Here is a 24,539-nt window from a genome sequence, read left to right on the forward strand (position 1 = left end):
GTCGCGCCCGACGTTCATGCGTTCGGCGCGCGCGGCCTCGGCACGCCCAGATCCTTCATCACGTTCCGCATGGCGCCGTAACAGCCGCAGGCGGCCTCCTCCAGCGCCGGTCGGTTCAGCACCTCGACCCAGCCGCGACCGCGCCGGATCAGCTTATGCCCCTCCAGCTCGGCCCCGACCTCGGACACCGTCGCGCGACGCACGCCCAGCATGCCGGCGATGTCGGACTGGGTCAGATCGAACCGGTCCGAACTGGCCCGGTCGTGCAGGGTCAACAACCAGCGCGCCAGCCGCTCGTCCAGCCTGTGCTGCGCGTTGCAGGCGGCCGTCTGCTGCACCTGGGCGAACAGGCTCTCGGTGAATTTCGACAGGGCCGTCCTCATGCGCTCGCTCTTGCCCAGGGCGTCCGAGAAGACGTCGCCGGGACAGCAGGCGGCCGATCCCTCGATCTGGGCGATGGCGCGGCTGGAGGCGCGGGCGTTCATCGGTCCGCAGGTGACCCCGACCAGACCCTCCCGGCCGATGGCGGCCGTCTCGACCATCTTGTCCTCGGGCAGGACGGTCATCAGGGAGACGACGCCGCTCAACGGGAACCAGACTTCGTCCACCGCCTCTCCGGCGTCGTACAGCATCTGGCCCTGGGCGAAGACGCGTTCGGACAGGTGGGGCTCCAGCCGTTTACGGTCGGCGGCGTCCAGGGAGGCGATCCAGAGATTGTCCATGTCGAGGGTCCCGATCCATATGGCGACGCTTGCAAACGCCCCAGCTCATATGCGCGTTCCCGTACCCAGCGAGTGTCCGGTAGGTGACGTAGCGGCGCCTTGCGGGCGCGCGGGGAGACGGTTACGCCCGACGCCAGGAGATCCGCATGACCCGACCGACCCTCGCCCCCGCCGATGCGCTCAAGGACCTGAGCGGCTGGTCCGTCCACGACGGCGACCGGCCCGCCATCGAACGCGTGCTGAGGTTCGCCGACTTCAACACCGCCTTCGCCTTCATGACGCGGGTCGCCTTGAAGGCCGAGACCATGGATCATCATCCGGAATGGTCGAACGTCTACAATCGGGTCACGGTGCTTCTGACGACCCACGACGCGGGCGGCGTCACCGACCTCGACACAACGATGGCGCGCTTCATTGACGACGCCGCGAAATCCCTGGGAGGGGAATGAGAATGACGACGACGGGACGCGTCGCGGGCAAGACCGCGCTGATCACGGGCGGCGCCCAGGGACTGGGCGAGGCCATCGCCTGGATGCTGGCGCGCGAGGGCTCGAAGGTCGCGATCACCGACATCAACGGCAAGGGCGCCAAGGATCTGGCCGAACGGATCAACGCGGAAATCCCCGGCGCCGCCTTCGGCTATGCCCACGACGTCGCCCGTGAAGACCAGTGGATCGAGGTCGTCGCGCGGGCGACCGCCGACATGGGCGGCCTGTCGATCCTGGTGAACAATGCCGGCGTCGGCGACGTCCTCCTGTTCGCCGAGCAGGACACGGCCGAGAACTGGCAGCGCCAGTACGAGATCAACCTGCGCTCGGTCATGTTCGGCTGCAAACACGCCATGCCGCACCTGCGGGCCTCTGGCTCGGCGGCCATCGTCAACATCTCGTCGATCGCGGGTCTGGCCGGGGCCCCGGGCATGGGCGCCTACAACGCCACCAAGGCGGCCGTCTGGATGTACACCAAGACCGTCGCCCTCGAGGCCGCCAAGATGGACTGGAACGTGCGCGTCAACTCGGTCCACCCGGTCTTCATCAAGACCGCGATCCTGGATCCCTTCGTCGCCATGGCCGGCGGCGACGAGGCCAAGGCCCACGAACGCCTCGCGCGCGGCATCCCGCTCAAGCGGATCGGCGAACCTAACGACGTCGCCTACTGCGTCCTCTACCTGGCCTCCGACGAAGCCAAGTTCGTCACCGGCGCCGAGTTCAAGATCGACGGCGGCATGACGGCGCAATGAAGAGAGTCCCTCTCCCGGTGGGAGAGGGAAGTTTGGCCAAGCATCGTCCGAATCCTCCAACGATTCCAACGCCCCGAACGTTTAAGACCCCTCCGAACCGGCGCCCCCTCCAACATCCCTTATAATGGAGCCATCCCGTCGTCGGGGAAGGCGTCCTGGGCCCAGGACCCGGACGTGCGGCGGGACCGATCGTAGCGGGGTTGTTCGAGGGGCGTGAAACCTCGAAGTCCGGCGGGCCTGAGCCTGCCGCCCGTCGCGGGCCTATCGCCTAAGGGTCCAAAGGACTCGGGACTTGTGGCCGGTCTTCGCCAAGGCGGGGATGCAGGCCCCCCCGGGGTGTCCGTAAACCCGCTGGGCGACGCTCGCGGACCCGGTCGGGGACGGAGCCTCGGCGCGAGCCGAAAACACAATCAATCGGTCCCCGTAACGCGAAAGCAGGGGGCCACTCCGGTTCCGGGCGAACGCCCAGGCTCCGTCGACTTCCCCATACCCGTTCGCAGCGGAAGGACGATGACGCGTGTCCGTACTGTCCTTTCGGTCAGAGAATATCCACCGGCAGGATCTGGCTGGCCAGAAGCGTCTCCATACCCTTCCAGCGATCGGGGCCTTGCGCCTCGACCCAGGCCTGAACCGTGTCCCGGCCCAGGCCGTAGTTGATGATATAGCTGCGATAGGTCTCGATGAACCGCACGCGCTGCGCCGCCCGCTCCCGGGTCGTCAGCATGTATTTCGACAGCCGGGCGATCGTCTCCTCGCGGTCCACCCGGCCGGCCAGATAGTCGTCGGCGATCGTGTATTCGGCTCGTGTCAGTTCCCGCACCAGGGCGTTGAGCGCGTCCTTTTCGTGAACCGGGGCGCCGGCCAACCCCGCCAGCGGCAACAGAACCTCGCGCTCGAAAGCCTCGGCCTCATCGCCCGGGAAGGCCAGGTCGATGCCGTAGTTGGCGCTGCCTTCGGCCACGAAGGACATCGGCGAATACAGCGGATAGACGCTCATCTCGACCCAGCCGCGATCCACGACGAAGGTCTTCTCAAGCAGGGCGTTGTAGACGTGGTGGCCCGGATAGCCTTCGTGGCAGCCCAGATCGATGGCTCGGTCGGTGAAGATCGGCTGGTCGGTGTTGATCTCGATCTTCGAGGCCGCCCCGCCCTGGAAATAGTTGTAGCCCGACCACGGCTTGTCGGTGACGAAGGCCAGGGTGAAGGTCTCGTTCGCCGGCAGCGAAATGTGCCTCAGCGTCCGCGTCCGGCACTCGGCGATGGCCGCATCCATCACGGCCTGCAGCCGGTCGGTCGGAATGACGAACTGGTTCCGGAAGGTCGCGACCCTTTCGGCCAGGGGGCCGGTCCCCGGAACCAGGGCGTCGATCCGGGCCAGGATCGGATCATAGGCGCTCAGCGGCTTCAGCTCCGGCCTGACCCCGAACAGGGCATAGGCCTCGTCGGCGAAGCCCATCCGCTCGCCGCCGATCATCCGCAGACGGGCCGAGGCGGCCGAGACATGGGCCAGCAGATAGGCCTTCCGCTGCACCACGGCCGGCTCCGCGCCCCGCGTCGACAGGGCGTTCAGCCGCTGGGTCAGGGAGGCTGCGCCCTGGATCAGGGCCGGAACTTCGCGCGGGTTCGCCTTGGCGGCCTCGGCCCAAGCCGCAGGCCCGTAGTAGGCGTCCACATAGCCGGGCTCCCGCTCGCCGATCTCCAGGATCAGATGAACATAGTCCTCCGCGACGGCGTCCAGACTGTCGCCGGACGGATCCGCCGCCGGGGCTGTGGCGCAGGCGGCGACCAGCATCAGGGGCAGGGCGAGGGCGGCGAGAAACAGGCGGCGCATCGAGGCTCTCCGAAGGATCGGCGGCACGCTAGTCCGGTCGCGGTCTTTCGCCAACGCCTTCCCGGCTCAACTCCGGGATTGAGACCCGCCGCGACCTGCTGTAAGGCCCTTCGTCCGGTCGTCAGGCCGCGCGATGCACCCGTAGCTCAGCTGGATAGAGTGCTGCCCTCCGAAGGCAGAGGTCACAGGTTCGAATCCTGTCGGGTGCGCCATCTCGCTTTGAAGCCGAGAACTCCGCCACTGGCGGCGGAATCCTCACCCTCACCGAACGCCGGAGCCTGCATCAAGGCGGCGCGTGAGCCGGGTCGATCTCTCGGGAGTGATCGTCGGCGCCAGGTCGCCCGCTTCGACCATCTCCTGCCTGGCTTGATCAGGCGGTCAGCACCGCCTGAATTTCGCTCAGCAAAAGGGAGGAGGTGAAGGGTTTGCCGACATGGCGATCCGCGCCCGCCTGGCGACTTGCGGCGACATGTTCAGGTTCAGTGTTCGCCGTCAGCATGATGACCGGAGTCGGGGCCCGGCCGGCCGCGCGCTCGGCCTCGCGGATGCGCGACACTGCGGTGATGCCGTCCATGCGGGGCATCTGGATATCCATCAGGATGACGTCGAAAGGCTCGCGGCATGCCGCATCCAGTGCTTCGATGCCGTCTTCGGCCAAGGTGACGTCTGCAACACTATGCAGCATCAATTCCACGATCCGGCGATTGGTCGGATGGTCGTCGGCCACAAGTATGCGCGGACGCGCGTTCGCATCTGTCGGAGTGTCGAGCGGCGCAGGCGTCAGCGGGATTTCCAGCCAGAAAACAGAGCCTCCGCCTGCGCGCGGGGCGGCGTCGATGCTTCCGCCGAGCACCAGGGCGCTCTGTCTGGCGAGCGCCAGACCGAGGCCCAAGCCGCCGAAACGGCGGGTCAGGCCGTCGTCCTGCTGACGGAATGCGATAAAGAGGGCGGCTTTCGCGGCCGGATCGAAGCCGATCCCTGTATCGGAACAGGTGAACCGGATCCTGCCGTCGGCGCAGGGTTCGACATCAAGTCGCACCTCTCCCCGTTCGGTAAATTTCACGGCATTGTCGAGCACCGGCGACAGCGCCCGCTCAAGCCCGGCGGGATCGCCAACGAAAACTTCGGGCAACGATGCCGCAAATTCTACAGAGAGGTGCAATCCCTTCGCCTCGGCGACCGGGCGATGCGGCTCGACCAGTCGGACGACGGTCTCCTTGAGATCAAAGGCCTCGACCTGCGGCGCGCTCTGGACTGCGTCGAGCTGCGAGACGGCCAGCAACTGTTGAAAACGTTGCTGGAGATCTGTCGCGGACGCGCGGATCATCCCGACGATCTCGTCCACCCCGCTCGGTCCCGGTCGGCGGTACAGGAGATCGACGCCGGCCATTACGCCGTTCAGTGGCGTGCGGATCTCATGGCTCACGTTGCTCACGAAGTCGCTTCGGGCCCGGCTGATCTGTTCGGCTTGATCCAGCGCTTGGCGAAGCGCGTCGGCATCGCGATGTTCCTGGGTGACGTCCTGCGTCAGACCGATCAGATGCCGCACGCCCTCATCGTCATGGGTCGCGACCCTGGTCGCCGACAGATAGCGAATTCCGTCGGGGGTGCGGTCCTCGTGCACTGTCGACTGCAATCCCATTCCGGGCGTGGGATCCGCCGCCCACTCAGCGAAGGCGACGGGCAGCACATCGGCAGCCCTCTGACCGGTCAGCCCATCAGCCTTGCCGAACAGGGTTTCGGCCGCTCGATTGGCAAGTATGTAGCGGCCGCTGCGCGCGTCCTTGACCGTCAGGGCCAGCGGCAAGACGTCGATGACCGTATTCAGGAAGGCGGCCGACTCTGTTTCTTCAGTCACGTCTTCGGCCTTGACCAGCAGCCTTATAACTTCCCCATCCTGGTCGCGAACCGAGCTTACAATAGTGTTCAGATAGACGCCGACGCCACGGCGGTCCGGGACCCGGCTGCGAAACGCGAAGTGCCGACCTGCCTGGGCTTCCCGCAGTCCGCGATCGATCGAGAAACGGCAGTCCGCAGGCCAGGCGTCGCGCCAGTCCATGGCGTGGGCGACGGGGGCGACGGGCTGAAAGCGGCCAGCGGCGACGTTGACGTGCACGATGCGCCCATAAGGATTCAAGAGCCAGATATAGGCTGGTGATGCGTCCGCGATCTGGGCGTGGAATGGATCGCCCTCATAGAATCGCTCTCCGCGCAAGCCGACTTCGGTCAATGCGGTCTCCCAACCAGCGGTTCTGCTGATGAGTGTAAGCGTAGCGAGAGGACATGAAGTCGAGGTGAATCGCTACGACCCCAGGCTCTTTCGTCGGATAGGTATTTTCCCCTAAGCGGCCGTTCGTGCGAGCTTAACCGTAGTCGTCAACCCTAAGTAGGTTGGCGCAGCGGGGGCTGGGCCGGGAGGGTGTGGCATGGCGAAACGAGTGCTGATCGACGCTGCGTGCGTGGTCAAGAATGTCGGCGTCTTGCGTCAGACGATCCTCGACGCCTTCGAGGAAGACGACACGATCAGCCTTGATCTGGTCGACGAACAATCGGTCGACCTTTGCGGCCTGCAGTTGATTGAATCGGCGCGTCGTCAGGCCGCCAGCTCCGGCAAGACTCTGGTGCTGGAGCGGCCCGGCACCGAGTTCCGCCCCGTGCTGGACGCGGCTGGCTTTTTGACCGCCGCCTCACCCGCCGACCTCGATTTCTGGCTTCACGAAGGAACGGCCCAATGACGGCTTCTATTCTCACCGTCGATGACTCGGCCAGCATCCGCGTCGCGCTGAAGATCGCGCTGACCAATGCGGGCTACTCGGTTGCCGAGGCTGGAAATGGCCTCGAAGGCATCGAGAAGGCCAAGGCCAGCGCCTTCGATCTGATCATCACCGACCTGAACATGCCCGTCATGGACGGCCTGACCATGATCGAGGAGATGCGCCGGATGCCCGACCAGATGGGCGTGCCGATCGTCTTCCTGACCACGGAATCCGACGAGGGCATGAAGGCGCGCGCCAAGGCTGCGGGCGCCACGGGCTGGCTCACGAAACCTTTCGATCCCGATCAGCTGGTTCGGATCGCCAAAAAGGTGCTGGGCCGATGAGTGATGAAGCCATCGCCGTATTCCAGGTCGAGGCCCGGGAGAACTTGGAGATCATCGAACAAGGTCTGCTCGACCTCCTGGAGCGGCCCGAGGATCGCGATCTGGTCGATGCCGTGTTCAGGGGACTGCACACCTTGAAGGGGTCGGGCTCGATGTTCGGCTTCGACGCCTTGGCGGGCTTCACTCACCACTGCGAAACCGCTTTCGATCGCGTCCGCAAGGGCGAGGTGGCGGCGACAACTGATCTGGTCTCAGCCGTGCTGGCCGCGCGCGACCACATGCGCCGCTTGATGGAAGATCCGTCCGGCGATCACGGCGCCGCCGGCGACGTGTTGCTGGCCGACCTGGAACGGGCTGTGCGCGATGCGGATGGAACGGCTCCACCGGCCGTCGCGGCCCCGGCCATGACGACCTGGCGGATCCGCTTCGACCTGCCGTCCAATGCTTTCAAGAACGGCACCAATCCGTTGGCATTGCTGGCCGAAATCCGGGACCTGGGTGAAGCGAGGGTCATTTGCGATACCTCTCGCGTGCCGCCTCTCAGCCAGATCGAACCGCCCGATCTCTATCTGACCTGGGATGTGACGCTGACCACCGATCGGGGGCGCGGGGCCATCGAAGACGTCTTCATCTTCGTGATGGACGACATGAACCTGCAACTGGAGGCGATGGACGTCGACGCGCCTGCCGTAGCGGCCGCCGAGATGGTGGTTGCGGCGCAGATCGAGGCTGACCCTGCTCCGGCTCATGCAGTCTCGCCGTCCGCACCCGTCATCAATGCCGGTGATCCCGCCGATCCCGCCTCCGTGAAAGCGGCCAAGACGTCTGAAAGCGTTCGCGTCCCCGCCGAACGGCTGGACGAGCTGATGGATCGCGTCGGCGAACTGGTCATCGCCCAGTCGCGTTTGAGCCAGATCGCCCATTCCGGAACCGACACCGCCCTTCGCGCCGTTTCCGAGGAGATCGAGCGTCTATCGGGCGAGCTGCGCGACACCATGATGGTGCTTCGCATGGTTCCGGTCGCGACCCTGTTCGGCCGCTTCCGCCGCCTGGTCCATGACTTGGCGCGTGATACCGGCAAGGCCATCGAACTGTCGACCGATGGCGAGACGACCGAGATCGACAAGACCGTCATAGAGCGTCTGGCGGACCCTCTCGTGCATCTGATCCGCAACGCCGCGGATCACGGGCTTGAGACCGCGGAGGATCGCGCCGCCGCAGGCAAGCCTTTGGTAGGCCGCATTCGCCTGTCGGCCCATCAATCAGGCGGCGAGGTTGTCATCACCATTCGCGACGATGGCCGCGGCATCGATCGTGAGCGCGTCCGGGCCAAGGCTGAAGCCCAAGGCCTGATCGAACCCGGCGCCGTCCTCAGCGACCATGACCTGCTGCAGATGATCTTCGCCCCCGGTTTCTCCACGGCAGCGGCGGTGACCAACCTCTCGGGGCGCGGTGTCGGCATGGACGTGGTCAAACGCACCATCGAGAGCCTGCGCGGATCGATAGACATCACCAGCCGTCCTGGTGAAGGCTCGGAGGTCTCGCTGCGCATCCCTCTGACCCTGGCCATCATCGATGGTCTCCTGGTTCGGGTGGGGCATGGGCGTTACGTCATCCCGCTTGGCGCCGTCGAGGAATGCCTGGAGCTGTCGCTGGACGAGGATCTGCGGTCGCGCGGACGCAGCTTCATCTCGCTGCGCAATAGTCTGGTGCCCTTCCTGCGCCTGCGCGAGATGTTCGACACCGGCACCCAGCCCGAACTGCACCAGAAGGTGGTCGTCGTCTCGACCGGCGCCGAACGCATCGGCCTGGTCGTCGACCAGATCATCGGCGACCACCAGACCGTCATCAAGTCGATGTCCAAATTGCACGCAAGCCTGCCGACTTTCTCCGGCGCCACCATTCTGGGTGACGGCAGCGTCGCCCTGATCCTGGACGTCGGCAACCTTGTCGCTCTGGGCCAGCACCAGGAGGCGCAGATGCGAACCGCCGTATGACCGCCTCGACCGAGAACGTCCTCGCCCAGGGTGCGACCTGGACCGGCGACGACGAGATCGAGGTCCTGACCTTTGAACTCAACGGCGAACTTTTCGCCCTCGGGGCCGTACTGGTCCAAGAGATTACCGACCTGGTGGCCGAGACCGCCGTGCCCGGCGCAGGCGCCTTCGCCGGCAGCGTCATCAACTTCCGCGGCAAGGTCATTCCGCTGGCTGATCTTCGCGTGGCCTTCGGCCTGGAGGCGCGCGCGACCACGATCGACAGCCGCATCGTGGTGATCGAGATCGCGCTCGGCGGTGAGCAAACCCTGGTGGGTCTGCGCACCGACAAGGTTCACGAGGTCACGACCCTGGCTCGCGCTGACAGCGAGGCTCCGCCGAGCGTCGGCATGCGCTGGCGTCCGGAGTTCATCCAATGCCTGGTGAAACGGGAAGGCGAGTTCATCGTCGTCCCCGACCTTCACACCATCGTCAACCAGCAACAGGACGCCCGCCAGCCGGTCGCGTCCAACACCCGTCATTGACCGGCTTATCGGGGGATCAGCCCATGCGTTTCACAATCAAAGCTAAACTGGCCGCGGGCTTCGGGATGATGATCATCCTGCTCATCGGCGTCGCGGGCCTGGGCATCTACAGCCTGGGCAACCTCAACCAGGCGATCACCGACGTGATCGCCGGACCGGCCAAGCGGCTTGAAAACTCACAGCAGGCGAACATTCGAATGCTGGAGGCGATCCGGGCCGAGAAGAACCTCATACTGTCGACGACTTCAGAAGAACTGGACCGCCACGTCGCGACCGGCGAGGAAGCTCGCCAGGCGCTGGCCGAATTGCTGGCCCAGGGCGAACAGCGCGCCTCGGCCGAGGGTAAGGCCGACTGGGCGCGATTGACCGCTCTGCTGGCTCAGCAGACCGTTTTAGAAGAGCGGATGGCCGTCATGGTCCGCGCGGGACAGACGGCCGAGGCCGCTAACCTTTCATCGACCCAGGGTCGTGAAGTGGCCGTCTCTATGACCGAGCTGTTCGACAAGATCGTCGGGCGCAACCAGCAGGCAATGGTCAAGGCGGATCAGGATACCAACGCTCAGTACGCCGATACGCGGAATCTGGTGATCGGTATCACCCTGGGCGCGCTCGCCATCGCCATCGCGTCCGCCCTCTGGATCGCTATGGGCATCAGCGCCGGCCTTAGCCGCCTGATGACGGTCGCCAATGCCGTCGCCATTGGCGACCTCGACCAACGCGTCGAGATCAAGTCGAACGACGAAATCAAGGACCTGGTCACGGTGTTCAACAGCATGACCGACAACCTCAAGGCCACGGCCGCTCTGGCGGACGAAGTGGCCAACGGCGACCTGACCGTCCAGCCCCGGCCGCTGTCGGACAAGGACACCCTGGGTCTGGCCTTGCAGTCCATGGTGGAGCGCCTGCGCGGCGTCGTCGCCGACGCCCTGTCCGCCGCCGACAACGTCTCGGCCGGGAGCCAGGAACTGTCGGCCACGTCGGAACAGATGAGCCAGGGCGCGACCGAACAGGCCGCCGCCGCCGAACAGGCCTCGGCCTCGATGGAAGAGATGGCCGCCAACATCAAGCAGAACGCCGACAACGCCGCCCAGACCGAGAAGATCTCGCGTCAGTCGTCCAAGGACGCCGAGGCCAGCGGTGAGGCTGTCAGCCGCGCCGTCGATGCCATGCGCACCATCGCCGACAAGATCGGCATCGTGCAGGAGATCGCTCGCCAGACCGACCTGCTGGCCCTGAACGCCGCAGTCGAGGCCGCCCGTGCCGGCGAACACGGCAAGGGCTTCGCCGTCGTCGCCTCGGAAGTCCGCAAGCTGGCCGAACGCAGCCAGACGGCCGCCGCCGAAATCGGCGCCGTCTCGGGCGATACCGTCAAGGCGGCTCAGGAAGCCGGCGATATGCTGCAACGCCTGGTGCCGGACATCCGCAAGACCGCCGAGCTGATTTCGGAAATCAGCGCCGCCTGCCGCGAACAGGACGTCGGTGCTAGCCAGATCAACGAGGCCATCCAGCAACTGGACAAGGTCACCCAACAGAACGCCGGCGCGTCCGAGCAGATGTCGGCCACCTCCGAGGAACTGGCCGCCCAGGCCGAGGAACTGCAGACCTCGATCGCCTTCTTCCGGACGGACACGGCCGGTGGTCGTACCTCGGCCCGTGCTCCGGCGCGCGTCTCGACCTTCAAGCCCGCCAAGCCGACCGCGCGCCCGGTCGCCAAGGCGGCACCGGCCAAGCCCGCCGTCCACGCCCAGCAGGCCCGCGCCAAGGGCTTTGCCCTGGACATGGCGACCGGCGGCGCGGACGCCGAGGACATGGACTTCCGGGAGAGCGCTTGATGCCCGGCATAGCTGAGGGCCAGTACGTCACCTTCGGCCTCGGCGATGAAGTCTTCGCCGCCCCAGTCGGTCTGGTCAGGGAAATCCTGACTTACCAGACGCCCTCGCGCATCCCCAACGGCCCCGCCTATCTACTGGGGCTGACGGATGTGCGGGGCCGGGGCGTGCCGACGGCGGATCTTCGGATCCGCCTCGGTATGGCTCCGGTCGAGCCGACGCTGAACACCCGTATCCTGGTGCTGGACATCCCGCTCGAGGACCGCGTGCTCAGCCTGGGCCTGGTCGCCGACCGGGTGTTCGAAGTCGCGGTCTTCGCCGCCGACCAGATCGAACCTTCGCCCGATATCGGGGTGAGCTGGCGTTCGGACTACATCTCCGGCGTCGTGCGTCGGTCGGACGGCTTCGTCGTCCTGATCGACCTGGCTCGCCTGCTCTCCACAACGGACACCGCCTCGCTGGCAGACCTGTCGGACGTCGACCGCGCGGCCTGAAGGTCGTCCGCTTCTCCAGAAAGGAGATCGCCTTGTCACAAGCGGCGCTGGCTCAGTCTGCCCCGACCGTCGACCAGATCAACGCCCGTAATTTCGAGCGTCTGGCCCGCTATATCTACGACTACAGCGGCATCAAGATGCCCTCGTCCAAGCGGACGATGTTGGAAGGTCGGCTGCGTCGCCGCCTGCGCCAGACGGGTCATGCCACCTTCGATGCCTACTGCGATTACCTGTTCAAGGACGATGGGCTCGAAACCGAGTCCGTCTTCCTCATCGACGCCGTCACGACGAACAAGACCGATTTCTATCGGGAGCCGCGCCACTTCGAATACATGACCAGCCACGTGCTGCCCGAGCTCAAGTCCGCCGGCCTGCGTCGCGTGCGCGCCTGGAGCGCTGCCTGTTCGACCGGCGCCGAGCCCTACACCATGGCCATGGTTATGCAGGGGTTCGCCGATCGGCATGGCGGCCCAGACTATCAGATCCTCGGTACGGACCTGTCGACCGACGTGCTGGAGGCCGCGCTGCGCGGTGTCTACCCGGACGAGATGCTCAGCCCCGTTCCGGCAGAGGCTAGGCGCTGGGTCATGCCTTCGAGAGACACCGCTCGTCGCGAATCCCGCATCCATCCATCACTGCGCGCGAAACTGTCGCTCGCGCGGCTGAACCTAATGGACGAATCCTATTCCGCCGGCGATCCGTTCGACATGATCATGTGTCGCAATGTGATGATCTATTTCGACAAACAGACCCAGGCCAAGGTGCTCAAACGGTTGTGTGACCGCCTGAAGCGCGGCGGCTATCTCTTCATCGGCCATTCGGAAAGCATCACCGGCATCGAACTGCCTCTGGTCACCGTCGCCAACACCGTATTCCGAAAGACCTGATTGCATGCGCAAGGTTCGGGTGCTGATCGTCGACGATTCAGCCAGCGTTCGCCAGACCATGGTCGATATCCTGTCGGCCGATCCCGGGATCGAGGTGATCGGCGTCGCTCCCGACCCCTTCGTCGCCGCCCGCCGCATCGCGGAGGATCTGCCCGACGTCATCACCCTGGACGTCGAGATGCCGCGCATGGACGGGATCACATTCTTGCGCAAGATCATGACGCAGCGGCCGATTCCGGTGGTCATGTGTTCCTCCTTGACCGAGGCGGGGTCCGAGACCCTGATGCAGGCGCTGGAAGCCGGTGCTGTCGACATCATCCTGAAGCCGCGCATCGGAGCGGCGGACCATCTGGCCGAGAGTGCCGATCGTATCCGCGACGTGGTCAAGGCCGCCGCCAAGGCGCGGGTGGGCGCGCGCCACCTCGAGACGCGAACCTTGGAATCCAGCGCAAAGCTGACAGCCGACGCGATGCTGCCTCCGCCGACGGGCGCCGCGATGGCTCGCACAACCGAGATGGTTGCCTGCCTGGGCGCTTCGACCGGCGGGACTGAAGCCCTGCGCGAGGTCTTGCAGGCCCTGCCGGCCAACGCGCCGGGCATGGTGATCGTTCAGCATATGCCTGCGGGTTTCACCGCCGCCTTCGCCAAACGCCTGAACAGCCTGTGCGAGGTGGAGGTTAAGGAGGCGCAACACGGTGATCCGGTGCTGCGCGGCCACATCCTGATCGCTCCGGGCGACAAGCATATGATGCTTGAACGCCAGGGTGCCCGCTATCAAGTGGCGGTCAAGGATGGCCCGCCCGTCTCGCGCCACAGGCCCTCGGTCGATGTCCTTTTCAGATCAGCGGCCCGCGTCGCCGGTCGGAACGCCATGGGGGTCATCATGACCGGCATGGGCGATGACGGCGCGCGCGGCCTGCTGGAAATGAAGGAGGCCGGAGCCGTAACCCTGGCGCAGGATGAGGCGACCTCGATCGTCTTCGGTATGCCGCGCGAAGCGATAGCGCGCGGTGCGGCCCAGAAGGTCACGGCCCTGGAGCACATCGCTCGCGAAATCATGGCCGTCGATCGCTCGCGCTAGAGCAAAATCGGTGGAGTTGGACGCGCTCCAACTCGGTTCAGGCTGTATAAACTGCGCCGGCGGGTGATCCGGCTGATCGCAAACAGTCGTCTGGGTCAGAACAGAATGTCGTCGAACTCTTCGGCGTCGGCCACGATGCCCGGGGTCGCTTCGGCGGGTGCGGCATCGTCTCCGACGCAGCGGGTTATCGCATGCAGGGCGTGGATTTCGCGTTCGCGGCCCATTGTATAGCAGCGAGCGATCTCGCCCATGGCTGCATCGACGACTTCGGCGATGTCGCTCAAGTCATCGACGACCGGACCGGCGGCCTCCGCCAGGGCGATGGCGGCGGTGTGCAACACGTCGGCCAAATCCTCCTTCAATCCCAACTGACTCGAGGCGAGGGCGAGGGAATGGGCGGTCGCATGCCCCTGGCTGCCGAGACCGGCGAGGTCATGTTCAACGACATTGGCGGCACGGCGCAGGCTGTCCCGCACCTGTTCGAGCCGAGCGGCATCGACTCTGCCGTCGTTCGACAGAGCGGCGTTCATCCCACTCGCGAGATCCGCCAAGGCCTTCAGCGAGCCCAGTGTCTGGTCAGCGGACCCTTCGAGCAAACTGGCGTGGCTGCCCAGCTCCGAGGCGATGACACTGAGAGGTTTACCGATGTCGCCAAGACGGTTGCAACGGAGGCTGCTGTTGATGGCCAACTGCTGGATGTCGCGTTTGACCCGGTGGATGGTATCCACCCGCCGGGAAAGGGCATCAACGGCCGAGACCGTCTCGCTGCTGATGCGATCCGCATTGGCCATGGCGGCGCTCACGTCGCCGACGAGTATGCCCACCCTGCCGAGGCTACTCTCCAGGTCCCGCAATCCACCTTCATCACCGGCGTTCGACAGACTGTTCATGGACAGCATGTCGGTCGTGTCTCTGGCCATTCCCGAGAGGCTCTGGGTCACCTTCATCGCCTCGGTCTCAAAGGAGGAAGCGGTGTCGGCCATCTGATCGGCGACCATGTGCAGCAGTCGGCGTTCGGCTCGATCGCGAGCTTCGGACGACAGATCCGCATTGCGCACCTGGGCTTCTGTAACCTCGATGGCGAGTTGGACGTGTTCGATCCGTTGTCGGGTGATGTCGCCGATCTGCAGGGCGACCAGCGCCTTGCCGACCTTGGTCTGGATATTGCGAGCGATGGCGGCGACGGAGCCGGCGACCTCCGCGATGCGGCTGTGCTGAAGGCCGATCGCTTGGGCGTCGATGGCGAGCCTTTCCGGCACGGCAGGGATCAGGACCTGGTATTTGCCTCCAAGGCCCTGTTCGAAGGCCTCCGCTCCTTGAAGGCGCTTGATCAAATGGGTGAGCTGGTCGGCGAGTTCGTCCAACTGGGTGACGCCGAGATCGAGCTGATCGCACATGCTTTCGGCGAAGCCGGCGAACTCGGCAGAGGCCCGGATCGTGGAGCCTGCGGTGATCTTCACGTTCAGAGCGAAAGCCCGGAGATAGCGCAGGGTCGTGCGCATCTCGTCGATATGGATTTCCAGCGCAGCGCCGGCGCTTTTCAACCGGTTCAGAAAGGACAGCCTGCCCCGCTGGGCCTCCGGCAGGGCATTCAGTTCTGCGGCGGTCGATAGAAGTTCATCGGTGGTTTGAGCGACGGATTGGGCGTTCAGCGCCACGCCGAGCCGATCGAGCGAATCGATCAGCGATCCAACCATGTCGAGCGAGCCGGCGATGCGTTCCCCGGCATCGGAAAAGCGGGTCTCTATCAGCGCGCGGGCGTCTTCTAGTTGACCACGAATGTTCGGCGTGTCGAACGCCATCGGCGGCGGCGCTTCGAATTCTTGCGGATATGTCTGCACAAACCATCTCATTCTGAGGGTCAACGCAGACACCATAACGGCGAGAAGACAATCTGCGGTAAACGCCGGAGACTGCGTTGGGGCGGACGTCTCTGGCGATCCTAGTTCCCCGCACTAAGCGTAGGCGGCGCTTGGCTGGAACCGGTCGAAGAGATCGTGGCTGGGCGGCTTCCGTGGCCCCCATACGCTAGGATTCTCTCGCCGCCGACGCCCAGCGTCAATCCAGCGAACGCCCTTTTCTCTACTGCCAGTGCGAAGCCAACGAATCGGTCTCGGTCTCATCATCGGCGGAGCGCCCTCTCACGGAAAATCAGTCCAGGCCGTCCTCGGTGACGACGAAGGCGCGGCCTTCGGCCTTGGCCGCGGCGGCCAGTTCGTTCTGGACCAGATGCCACCGGCGCAGGCGTTCGAAGTCGATCGTGTGCTGAGGCGCGGCGTCCAGCCAGTCGGTGAAGGCGCGCTTGGCCTTCTTGTATTGCGGGGCCGTGGGGTCCGGCACGGGCGGAACCTGCGGCAGCCGGCTGGCGACCTCGGGCGGGATCGGGAAGTCGCCGGAACTCGTCGTGAGGATCATGGGCTGGCGCTCGCTGGGGAGGAGGGTCATTTCCATTTAGACCGCCCTCTGCCTCCGGCGCCACCTTTCGTCACGAACGACGTTCCGGGAGAAGCGTCGCCCTGATATGGCCAAGCTCATCGGGCTGATGGGGCGCGAGAGGGAGACGAGACCATGACCAGGACCCAGACCTTGGCGGCCTGCGCCGCCGCCGTGACCTTCGCCTTGGCCGCCGGCGCGGCCCAGGCCCAGGTCCCGACCGCTCAAGCCGGATCTGCGGACCAGGCCGACCAGCTGCTCGGGCAGGCCCGGACCACCGCCACGCCCGTCAACGACGGCGAGGCCTACCACCGGGCCGAAGACGCCGAACAGTCCCCGGAGGAGCTGCGCGTCACCCGGGCGCTGAACGACGAGATCGCCTCGCGCAACCAACTGGCCGAAAACCAGGAACGGTCCGACCGGGAGAAGCACGAGGCCACGGTCGCCGCCGCGACCCAGGCCCAACTGGCCTACGAGGAGGATGTCCGCCGCTCCCAGGCCGCGCAGAGCGAATGGGAGGCCGAACAGGCGCGCTGGCAGGCCGAACGCACCCGCTGGGAAGCCGATGTCCGCGCCTGCGAGGCCGGCGACCGCACCCGCTGTTCGACACGCGTCCGCTAGGGTTCGATCGCGACCTCGCGACGCGAGGCGTTGCTGCGAAGCCCGGCGTCGAGAACTTGCATGACCGCCAAGGCCTGTCGCGCGGTGACCGGCGGCGGTCCATCGCCTCGCAAGGCCGAAGCGACGCCGGCATAGAATCGGCGGTAATCCCCGGCCGGGCCGGGAGCGGAAGAGCCTTCGCCGGTCTCGCCGTCGACGAAGGTTCCGGGGTTCGGGTCGACGCCCCAGCCGGGCGCACCCACGGCCATGCCGGCCTTGGACTGCTCCTCCTGGACGTCGAGGTCGGACTTGAGCCAGCTGCCCTTCGTGCCGTGGACGGCGAAGCGGATGTCGGGCGCGGCGCAAACCATCGAGGCGTTCAGCACCACCCGCTTGTCGGGATAGCGCAGGACGGCGTGGGCCCAGTCGGGTGTCTGGCCGCCGGCCCGCTGGACGGCGAGGTCGCAGGCAATGGCTTCGGGCATTCCGAAAAGGGTCAAAATCTGATCGACCAGATGTGGCCCCAGGTCCATCCAGACGCCGTCGCCATCGTTCTCTCGCCAGCGGTCGCGGACCAGGGGGCGGTGACGGTCGAGGCGGCTCTCGACCGTCACGACTTGCCCCAACCGGCCCGAGGCGAGCTCGGCCTGAAGCGCGAGGAAGTCGGCGTCCCAGCGGCGGTTCTGGAAGACCGACAGCAGCAGGCCCGTGGCTTCCGAGAGGTCGACCAAGCGCCGGGCATCGGCGAGGGTGAGCGCGAAGGGCTTGTCGACGACCACGGCCTTGCCGGCGTTCAGCGATGCCTCTGCCTGTTCGGCATGTAAGGCGTCGGGGGTGGCCAGGACGACGAGGTCGATCGCCGGATCGGAGAGGACGGCGGCAAGATCGGGGGCGACGCGCGCTTCGGGCCAGTCGGCGTGAAGGGCGTCGGGTCGGCTTGTGACCACCGAATGTAACCTCAGGTCCGCACACGCCGTAACCAGCGGGGCGTGGAAGGTCTTGCCGGCGTTGCCGTAGCCTACGAGGGCGACGTTCAGGGGCGCGTCAGATCGAGTGGACATGGCGTAGGTCTAGCATGTCGGTTGCGGCGATGGAGGCTGCGTGGGAAGGTCGGAATCGACGCGGGGGGCGAGCGAATGACGGATGAGGCAGTCGAGGTCCCCGTCGCCGAGGTCGCAGAGCCCCGTCGCGATCGTCACGCGGATCGTCCCCTGGTCGGCGGGCGGATCGACACATGGCGGCATCCGCTGACGGTGCGGCTGACCCACTGGCTCAACGTCTTGGCGATGACGATCCTGGTCATGAGCGGGATCAATATCCTGATGGCGCACCCGCACCTGTACTGGGGCATCCGCTCGACCTTCGCCGATCCATGGATGAGCTTTCCCATGGCGCCCGACTGGCTGATGGTTCCGATGCGGCGTGACCTGGGCGCGGCGCGGGGCTGGCACTTCCTGTTCGCCTGGATCTTCGTCATCAACGGGCTGATCTACCTGGCCTTCATCACGATCAGTGGGCGGCTGCGGCGGATGATGGAGCCGACCAGGGCGGATCTCGCCGACATCCCGCACAGTATCGTCGAGCACGCCCAGCTGAAGTTCCCCAAGGGTGAGGAGGCCCGACGCTATAATGTGCTGCAGAAGCTGACCTACCTCCTCGTGCTGCTGGTCCTGCTGCCGATGATGCTGGCGACGGGGCTGGCGATGTCGCCGACGATGAACGCGGTCCTGCCCGAGCTGCTATGGCTGCTGGGCGGGAGGCAGTCGGCGAGGACGCTGCATTTCCTTGCGGCGACCGGGCTGGTGGGCTTCGTCGTCGTCCACGTGGTCCTGGTCTTCGTGGCCGGCTTCACCAACAACATGCGCTCTATGATCACCGGCTGGTTCGTGATCGAGCCCGAGAAGGAAGACGCGCAATGATCCCTCATCGACGCGGGCTGATCCTGGGCGCGGGGGCGACCCTGGGGCTGGGCGGCTGCGACCGCGTGGCGCGCACATCCGGCTTCCAGTGCTCGGTCAAGAAGGCCGAGCAGCTCAGCCAGCGGGCGCAGCGGGCGCTGGCGCGGGACCGCCTGGCGCCCGAGTATTCCGAGAAGGACATATCTCCCGACTTCAGGGCCAACGGCTCGGTCGATCCGCAGGCTGCGGAGTATCTGGCCCTGAAGGCGAACGGGTTCCGGGACTACCGGCTGATCATCGACGGCCTGGTGGAGAACCCGTTGTCGCTGTCCATGGCCGAGATCCGGGCTCGGCCCTCGCGCACCCAGATCACCAAGCACGACTGCGTCGAGGGCTGGTCGGCGATCGCCAAATGGAAGGGGGCGCGGTTCTCGCGCATCCTCGACGAGGCGAGGGTCAAGCCGGAGGCCCGGTTCGTGGTCTTCTACTGCTTCGACGCCCTGGATCAGACCGAGGACGGCGACCGCTACTATGAGAGCATCGACATCCCCGAGGCCCGGCACGAACAGACCATCCTGGCCTATGAGATGAACGACCAGACCCTGCCCATCGCCAACGGAGCCCCGCTGAGGCTGCGGCTGGAACGCCAGCTGGGATACAAGATGGCGAAATATATCAAGCGGATAGAGCTCGTCGAAAGCTTCGGCCACATCGCCGGCGGCAAGGGCGGCTATTGGGAAGACCGCGGCTATTCCTGGTACGCCGGGATCTGATTTTCAAAGACCGAAGACCCCCTCCGTCACGGCCCTGAAGAGGGGCCGCGCCATCTCCCCATTCGCCAAGCGTCGAACGGGGAGGAGACGTTGGATCAGCCCGCGACCATGCTCATGTCGCGGCGAGCCATCATCTTGTCGAACTCGCCCCAGACGCCGTCGGCGCCGTGCCAGGCGCCGGTGGTGGCGGCCTTGGAATACTCCGTGGCGCGGGCCTCGAAGAAGTTGGCGTGCTCCACGCCCGACAGCAGGGACTGCAGCCAGGGCAGGGGGTTTTCCTTGATGCCGTAGAGTTCCGGCAGCTTGAGCTGACGCAGGCGCCAGTCGGCGATGAAGCGGATGTACTGTTTGATGTCCTCGGGCGTCATGCCCTGGACGTCGCCGGCCTCGAAGGCCAGGTCGATGAACTTGTCTTCAAGGCCGACCACGGTGCGGCAGCATTCGACGATGTCGTCGGCGACGGAGGGGGTGACGCAGCCCGTCTCCTTGTTGAAGGCGTGGTAGAGCTTGATGATGCCGTCGCAGTGCAGGCTCTCGTCGCGCACCGACCACGACACGATCTGGCCCATGCCCTTCATCTTGTTCTGGCGCGGGAAGTTCATCAGCATCGCGAACGAGGCGAACAGCTGCAGCCCCTCGGTGAAGCCGCCGAACATGGCCAGGGTCCGGGCGATGTCGGCGTCACTATCGACCCCGAACTGGCCCATGTAGTCGTGCTTGTCCCGCATGGCCTCGTATTCCATGAAGGCGCCGAACTCGCTCTCGGGCATGCCGATGGTCTCGAGCAGCAGGGCGTAGGCCGCGATGTGGATCGTCTCCATGTTGGCGAAGGACGACAGCATCATCTTGACCTCGGTCGGTTTGAACACCCGACCGTATTTTTCCATGTAGTTGTCGGCGACCTCGATGTCGGACTGGGTGAAGAAGCGGAAGATCTGCGTCAGCAGGTTGCGCTCCTTGTCGTTCAGGTTCGCCGCCCAGTCCTTGCAGTCCTCGCCCAGCGGCACCTCTTCGGGCATCCAGTGGACCTGCTGCTGCTTCTTCCACATGTCGAAGGCCCACGGATAGCGGAACGGCTTGTAGGCGGCCGAGGGGGTCAGCAGGCCGGCCTTGGCGGGGGTGATGATCGTGTGGGCGTTCATGGGAGGAGACCGGACTGCTGGCGGTGAAAAAGACTGGGGCCAGTGAACCCCAGAATCGCCCCGAAAGCTACCTGTTGATGGTTAACGATCCCCAGCATCAACATCTTGTGTCGAACGGGGGATGGTTTTGTCACCCTGACGCAAAACACCCTGACATTTCGGACATTGCGGACATTGGCTCCGGTCAGGACGTCGCTGTCTGCGCGGCCTCTGCGGCCTGCGCGGTCTGCACGGTCTCGAGTTCAGCCTCGGCGTCTTCGGCGAGCGTCTCATCGCGTCCGGCGGCCACCGCCTCATTGAGTCGGTGCAGATAGGCGGCGCGGACATAGTCGACGTCGCGGAAGGCTGCGGCGTCGCCGTCCAGGCCGTCGCCGCAACGATCCACGAGCTGGCACAGTCGCATCCAGGCGACGGCCTGCTGCGGCCGATCAATGGCGGCGTTCTCGGCCGCCTGACGGAAGGCGAAGCGGCGCAGGGTCCGGGGCTTGGGGTTGAACAGCAGACCGAAGCGGGACGTCGATTCAGCCGCGTCCACCTCTTCCAGCGCCGGGTCGATCTCCATTTCCTCATCCTTGGTGCGCGGCCCGGCCATCCAGGGCGGAGGAGGGCCGAGGCGCGACGGCAGGAAATCGGGGCGCTCCCAGCCCTCGATGGCCGCGCGGCGGCGGATCGTGCGCTCGGTCACGCCATAGCGTTCGGCGATGACGGCGCAGCTGGTGCCGGCGATGAAGTCTTCCCGGGCGCAGGCCCAGGCCTTGGGGGTGAGGCGGGGTTTGGGATCGGTATGGGTCATGCCCCCAGTGTCGCCCGGTTTCGGGGTTGGGCAGGGACAAGGGCTTTCGTCAGGCCGGGCCGTTGAATTCAAAGGCGTCCTGGGGCGATCCTTTGCCAACCTAAGAGCGATGTTTGACGTCGGCGAGGACCGAAGGCCGACGATGTGCGGCATCGCGCCGTATCAAGATCGTCTCCGGCAGCCGGATATGGCCTCCGGCGCAGGCCCCGGCTAACGACGTCGAGGCGTTGGCCGAGGCCGAGCCAGCGGCTGGTCGAAGGAGTCCGAACATGAAGCGCACCATCGTCCGCGCGACGAACACGATCCGCGAGGTTCTCGCTGTCTACGCCGTGGTCCTGATCCTCGGCGCCGTCGGCTTCGCGCTGTTTGAACAGAAAAGCTTCTGGGACGCCCTGTGGTGGGCAGGTGTCACCGCGACCTCGACCGGCTACGGCGACTTCTTCCCGGTGACCGTGGGCGGGCGGGTCATCGGCTGGGTGCTGATGCACCTGTCCATCCTCGTCATCCTGCCGCTCCTGATCGGGCACGTCATCAACACCCTGATAGAGAACCAGGACCGGTTCAGTCACGACGAGCAGGTCGTCATCATGGACACGCTGGCGGAGCTGAAGGCGGCGGCGGTGAAGCCCTGGGTCATTACCGACGGCGAGCGATATGTGGGCTTCGAGGATCTCGGGGCCGTGCTTCTCGCAGACCCCCGGAACGCCGCCCGGTTCTACGACCAAGCCTCGGCACGGTCGGTGATGGCGGCGCACGATTACACCGAGACGCGGTGGGCGACCGTTCAGGTGACGCCATGACGCCGCAACGAACGATGCGAAGCCGAGGTGCCCCAAAGCCGACATTCGACGTCCGGCCAGCCATAGGACCTGGTGACGGTCTGAGATGGGGGGAAGCGGATATCAGACTTGGAACATCAAGGTATGGCGAGAAATCCGGTCGTCTACGGGAGACTACGTAGCGGGTCGGTAAATTGGCGTTATCCACATCCTCAGTAGGGCTTTAAGCGAAGGACGAGCGATGGCCGCCCTGAACCGAGGAGGGTATCAAGCCGTGTCCAATCAAGCCGTCGAGAGCCGGATCAAGTTCATGAAATTGGATGAGGCCGCGCGCTCGCGGATCAAATCCATCAAGCCCCTTATCATGGCGGAGATGCCGGCGGCTCTGGACGGGTTTTACGAACAAGTCCGCGCGACACCCGAGACCAAGGCCTTTTTCAAGAACGACGGCCATATCGACGCTGCGCACAAGAAGCAGATGGCGCACTGGGACATCATCTCGAGCGGGCTTTACGACGACCGCTATGCGGACGGCGTGAACAAGGTGGGCGAAGTCCATGCTCGCATCGGCCTGGAGCCTCGTTGGTACATCGGCGGCTATGCTTTGGTTCTGGACGCCATGGTGACCAAGGTCATCGAGGCGCGCTGGCCCAAGCATGCCTTGCATGCCCGTGGCGTGACAGCCGGGTCCACAGCGGGTGAACTGGGCGCCCTGGTCAAGGCGACCCTGCTGGACATGGACCTCGCGGTCTCCGTCTACCTCGACGCTCTGGAGACCAAGCGGAAGATCGCCGAGACAGAGCGGCAGGAGGCCGAGGACCAGCAGAACCGTGTCGTGGCTGCGCTCGCCGAAGGCCTGAAAAGCCTGGCGGCCGGAGACTTCACGACACGGCTGGATATCGAGGTCGAACCACGCTTTCAGGGGGTGAAGGACGATTTCAACAAGACCGTCGAAACCCTGGCGGCGACAGTCCGATCAATCTCAGGATCCGCCAGCGCCGTCCTGCATGGATCGCAGGATATCGCTTCAGCTTCGGAAGAACTTTCCAGACGCACCGAGCAACAGGCCGCCAGCCTGGAAGAGACCGCCGCCGCCCTTGACGAGATCACCGCCACGGTGAACCGCACCGCCTCGGGCGCCAAACAGGCGTCGGAGACGGTTCAGGCCGCCAAGGGCGACGCCGAGACCTCGGGCGTCGTGGTTCGTGACGCTGTCGGCGCCATGGGCGCGATCGAGAAGTCGGCCCAGGAGATCAGCCAGATCATCGGCGTCATCGATGAGATCGCCTTCCAGACCAACCTGCTGGCCCTGAACGCCGGCGTCGAGGCCGCGCGTGCCGGTGACGCAGGCCGCGGCTTCGCGGTCGTCGCCTCCGAAGTCCGGGCCCTTGCCCAGCGTTCGGCCGAGGCCGCCAAGGAGATCAAGACGCTGATCTCGGCCTCGACCACCCAGGTCAACGCCGGTGTCGCCCTGGTCGGTCAGACGGGCGAAGCGCTGCAACGCATCGTCGGCCGCGTCGCCGAGATCGACGGCCTGGTGTCCGAGATCGCCGCCTCCGCCCAGGAACAGGCGACCGGCCTCCAGCAGGTCAACACCGCCATCAATCAGATGGACCAGGTGACCCAGCAGAATGCCGCCATGGTCGAGGAATCCACCGCAGCCAGCCACTCGCTGAAGAACGAGGCAGGAGAACTGGACGGGCTGGTGTCCAGGTTCAAGGTAAGCGCGTCCTCCGCCGCCCCGCAGTCGAACCCGGTGCATGCTGCTCAAGCCCGCGTCGAAGCCTTCGCGCGCCCGCGCACACCGTCCCGCACTCTCGGTAACACGGCTCTGAAGACCACCGAGTGGGAGGAATTCTGAGCATGACCTCGGCTGAGATCCAGGCCGCCGACACCGGCGACAGGCTTGAGCTGATCTCGTTCGAGATCGGGGGTCAGGAGTACTGCATCGACGTTCGTTCGGTGCGCGAGATCCGGGGCTGGACGCCGACGACCCCGATGCCTCAGACGCCGGACTATATCCTCGGAGTGATCAACCTGCGCGGGGCGGTGATGCCGGTCCTCGATCTGCGCTGCCGCCTGGGTCTGGGCAAGACCGACCCCTCCAGCAGGCACGTCATCGTCGTCATCCAACACGGCAACCGTCTGGCCGGGGTTCTGGTCGACAAAGTGCAGGAGACCTTCGAACTCGCCGCGTCCCTGCTTCAGATGCCGCCCGATGTGGGGTCAGACGCCAACGATCAGTTCGTCGACGCCATCATCCCTCTGGAAGGCCGCATGCTTTCGCGGCTCATCGTCGGATCGCTCCTGCCGTTCGTATCAGTTGGGGAGGCCGCATAGGCCAGACCGCATTTGATCATGGGTGCGGCGACCTCAGTTCCCGGGGTGGTACCAGATCAATGCCCTGATACGCCGA

The 24,539-nt window shown here is 65.5% G+C and carries 24 protein-coding genes and 1 tRNA gene; 17 read left to right on the forward strand and 8 right to left on the reverse strand.

Annotated elements, in window-relative coordinates; all coding sequences use genetic code 11:
• Nucleotides 1-14 precede the first annotated feature (14 nt).
• Entirely contained in the window at nucleotides 15-722 is a 708-nt protein-coding gene (locus tag ACW171_RS13130) for a Crp/Fnr family transcriptional regulator (protein ID WP_492093807.1), read from the reverse strand.
• A gap of 146 nt (nucleotides 723-868) precedes the next feature.
• On the opposite strand from ACW171_RS13130, the gene ACW171_RS13135 reads away from it, so the two are divergent.
• Together ACW171_RS13135 and ACW171_RS13140 are read left to right on the forward strand one after the other, a co-directional pair.
• A complete protein-coding gene (locus tag ACW171_RS13135; protein ID WP_492093808.1) occupies nucleotides 869-1,171 on the forward strand; it encodes a 4a-hydroxytetrahydrobiopterin dehydratase in 303 nt (100 codons plus the stop codon).
• Between the two features lie 2 nt (nucleotides 1,172-1,173).
• A complete protein-coding gene (locus tag ACW171_RS13140; protein WP_492093809.1) occupies nucleotides 1,174-1,962 on the forward strand; it encodes an SDR family oxidoreductase in 789 nt (262 codons plus the stop codon).
• Between the two features lie 538 nt (nucleotides 1,963-2,500).
• Here ACW171_RS13140 and ACW171_RS13145 read toward each other — a convergent pair.
• A complete protein-coding gene (locus ACW171_RS13145; RefSeq protein WP_492093810.1) occupies nucleotides 2,501-3,793 on the reverse strand; it encodes a hypothetical protein in 1,293 nt (430 codons plus the stop codon).
• A 135-nt stretch (nucleotides 3,794-3,928) separates the two neighbouring features.
• On the opposite strand from ACW171_RS13145, the gene ACW171_RS13150 reads away from it, so the two are divergent.
• A tRNA-Arg gene (locus ACW171_RS13150) sits at nucleotides 3,929-4,005 on the forward strand.
• A 158-nt stretch (nucleotides 4,006-4,163) separates the two neighbouring features.
• Here the strand turns inward: ACW171_RS13150 and ACW171_RS13155 are convergent.
• The gene (locus tag ACW171_RS13155) at nucleotides 4,164-6,023 is read right to left on the reverse strand and encodes a response regulator (RefSeq protein WP_492093811.1); all 1,860 of its coding nucleotides are present in this window, start codon (nucleotides 6,021-6,023) and stop codon (nucleotides 4,164-4,166) included.
• 208 nt (nucleotides 6,024-6,231) lie between these two features.
• Between ACW171_RS13155 and ACW171_RS13160 the strand changes: the two genes are divergently transcribed.
• From ACW171_RS13160 to ACW171_RS13195, 8 genes are read left to right on the forward strand one after another with little or no spacing between them, the layout of a single operon-like run.
• Nucleotides 6,232-6,528 (forward strand): STAS domain-containing protein, encoded by a 297-nt coding sequence (locus tag ACW171_RS13160; RefSeq protein WP_492093812.1) that lies wholly within the window; start codon nucleotides 6,232-6,234, stop codon nucleotides 6,526-6,528.
• On the forward strand, nucleotides 6,525-6,893 hold the full coding sequence (locus ACW171_RS13165; RefSeq protein WP_492093813.1) for a response regulator: 369 nt from the start codon (nucleotides 6,525-6,527) through the stop codon (nucleotides 6,891-6,893). The genes ACW171_RS13160 and ACW171_RS13165 overlap by 4 nt, the downstream gene beginning before the upstream one ends.
• Nucleotides 6,890-8,890, forward strand: coding sequence for a chemotaxis protein CheA (locus tag ACW171_RS13170; protein WP_492093814.1), 2,001 nt, complete (start codon nucleotides 6,890-6,892; stop codon nucleotides 8,888-8,890). Before ACW171_RS13165 ends, ACW171_RS13170 begins: the two co-directional genes overlap by 4 nt.
• On the forward strand, nucleotides 8,887-9,414 hold the full coding sequence (locus tag ACW171_RS13175; RefSeq protein ID WP_492093815.1) for a chemotaxis protein CheW: 528 nt from the start codon (nucleotides 8,887-8,889) through the stop codon (nucleotides 9,412-9,414). The genes ACW171_RS13170 and ACW171_RS13175 overlap by 4 nt, the downstream gene beginning before the upstream one ends.
• A 23-nt stretch (nucleotides 9,415-9,437) precedes the next feature.
• Nucleotides 9,438-11,246 carry a methyl-accepting chemotaxis protein gene (locus ACW171_RS13180; protein ID WP_492093816.1) on the forward strand — a complete coding sequence of 603 codons (1,809 nt, stop codon included), beginning with the start codon at nucleotides 9,438-9,440 and terminating at the stop codon, nucleotides 11,244-11,246.
• On the forward strand, nucleotides 11,246-11,737 hold the full coding sequence (locus ACW171_RS13185; protein ID WP_492093817.1) for a chemotaxis protein CheW: 492 nt from the start codon (nucleotides 11,246-11,248) through the stop codon (nucleotides 11,735-11,737). The genes ACW171_RS13180 and ACW171_RS13185 overlap by 1 nt, the downstream gene beginning before the upstream one ends.
• Before the next feature lie 32 nt (nucleotides 11,738-11,769).
• Nucleotides 11,770-12,624 (forward strand): CheR family methyltransferase, encoded by an 855-nt coding sequence (locus ACW171_RS13190; RefSeq protein ID WP_492093818.1) that lies wholly within the window; start codon nucleotides 11,770-11,772, stop codon nucleotides 12,622-12,624.
• 4 nt (nucleotides 12,625-12,628) lie between these two features.
• Nucleotides 12,629-13,705, forward strand: coding sequence for a protein-glutamate methylesterase/protein-glutamine glutaminase (locus ACW171_RS13195; protein WP_492093819.1), 1,077 nt, complete (start codon nucleotides 12,629-12,631; stop codon nucleotides 13,703-13,705).
• Nucleotides 13,706-13,800: 95 nt separating this feature from the next.
• Here ACW171_RS13195 and ACW171_RS13200 read toward each other — a convergent pair whose 3' ends face one another.
• Both ACW171_RS13200 and ACW171_RS13205 read right to left on the reverse strand, forming a co-directional pair.
• Entirely contained in the window at nucleotides 13,801-15,546 is a 1,746-nt protein-coding gene (locus tag ACW171_RS13200; RefSeq protein WP_492093820.1) for a hypothetical protein, read from the reverse strand.
• Between the two features lie 310 nt (nucleotides 15,547-15,856).
• Complete coding sequence (locus tag ACW171_RS13205; protein ID WP_492093821.1) at nucleotides 15,857-16,156, reverse strand: hypothetical protein; 300 nt, start codon at nucleotides 16,154-16,156, stop codon at nucleotides 15,857-15,859.
• A 117-nt stretch (nucleotides 16,157-16,273) separates the two neighbouring features.
• On the opposite strand from ACW171_RS13205, the gene ACW171_RS13210 reads away from it, so the two are divergent.
• The gene (locus tag ACW171_RS13210; protein WP_492093822.1) at nucleotides 16,274-16,759 is read left to right on the forward strand and encodes a hypothetical protein; all 486 of its coding nucleotides are present in this window, start codon (nucleotides 16,274-16,276) and stop codon (nucleotides 16,757-16,759) included.
• Here ACW171_RS13210 and ACW171_RS13215 read toward each other — a convergent pair.
• Nucleotides 16,756-17,799, reverse strand: a complete 1,044-nt coding sequence (locus ACW171_RS13215) for an oxidoreductase (RefSeq protein ID WP_492093823.1) — start codon at nucleotides 17,797-17,799, stop codon at nucleotides 16,756-16,758. The genes ACW171_RS13210 and ACW171_RS13215 overlap by 4 nt on opposite strands.
• A 75-nt stretch (nucleotides 17,800-17,874) precedes the next feature.
• Between ACW171_RS13215 and ACW171_RS13220 the strand changes: the two genes are divergently transcribed.
• Nucleotides 17,875-18,657, forward strand: coding sequence for a cytochrome b/b6 domain-containing protein (locus ACW171_RS13220; RefSeq protein ID WP_492093824.1), 783 nt, complete (start codon nucleotides 17,875-17,877; stop codon nucleotides 18,655-18,657).
• Nucleotides 18,654-19,409: a molybdopterin-binding protein gene (locus ACW171_RS13225; RefSeq protein ID WP_492093825.1), complete on the forward strand. Its 756-nt coding sequence runs from the start codon at nucleotides 18,654-18,656 to the stop codon at nucleotides 19,407-19,409. Before ACW171_RS13220 ends, ACW171_RS13225 begins: the two co-directional genes overlap by 4 nt.
• Nucleotides 19,410-19,504: 95 nt before the next feature.
• Here the strand turns inward: ACW171_RS13225 and ACW171_RS13230 are convergent, their stop codons facing one another.
• A complete protein-coding gene (locus ACW171_RS13230) occupies nucleotides 19,505-20,551 on the reverse strand; it encodes a ribonucleotide-diphosphate reductase subunit beta (RefSeq protein WP_492093826.1) in 1,047 nt (348 codons plus the stop codon).
• A gap of 184 nt (nucleotides 20,552-20,735) precedes the next feature.
• Entirely contained in the window at nucleotides 20,736-21,344 is a 609-nt protein-coding gene (locus ACW171_RS13235) for a hypothetical protein (RefSeq protein WP_492093827.1), read from the reverse strand.
• A 227-nt stretch (nucleotides 21,345-21,571) separates the two neighbouring features.
• Between ACW171_RS13235 and ACW171_RS13240 the strand changes: the two genes are divergently transcribed.
• The 3 genes from ACW171_RS13240 to ACW171_RS13250 all read left to right on the forward strand — a co-directional run bounded on the left by ACW171_RS13240 (nucleotide 21,572) and on the right by ACW171_RS13250 (nucleotide 24,463).
• Nucleotides 21,572-22,144, forward strand: a complete 573-nt coding sequence (locus tag ACW171_RS13240) for a potassium channel family protein (RefSeq protein ID WP_492096631.1) — start codon at nucleotides 21,572-21,574, stop codon at nucleotides 22,142-22,144.
• Nucleotides 22,145-22,364: 220 nt separating this feature from the next.
• Nucleotides 22,365-23,984: a methyl-accepting chemotaxis protein gene (locus ACW171_RS13245; protein ID WP_492093828.1), complete on the forward strand. Its 1,620-nt coding sequence runs from the start codon at nucleotides 22,365-22,367 to the stop codon at nucleotides 23,982-23,984.
• 2 nt (nucleotides 23,985-23,986) lie between these two features.
• A complete protein-coding gene (locus ACW171_RS13250; RefSeq protein ID WP_492093829.1) occupies nucleotides 23,987-24,463 on the forward strand; it encodes a chemotaxis protein CheW in 477 nt (158 codons plus the stop codon).
• The last annotated feature ends 76 nt before the right edge of the window (nucleotides 24,464-24,539 follow it).

Source organism: Brevundimonas sp. FV1ye28 (assembly GCF_058681135.1).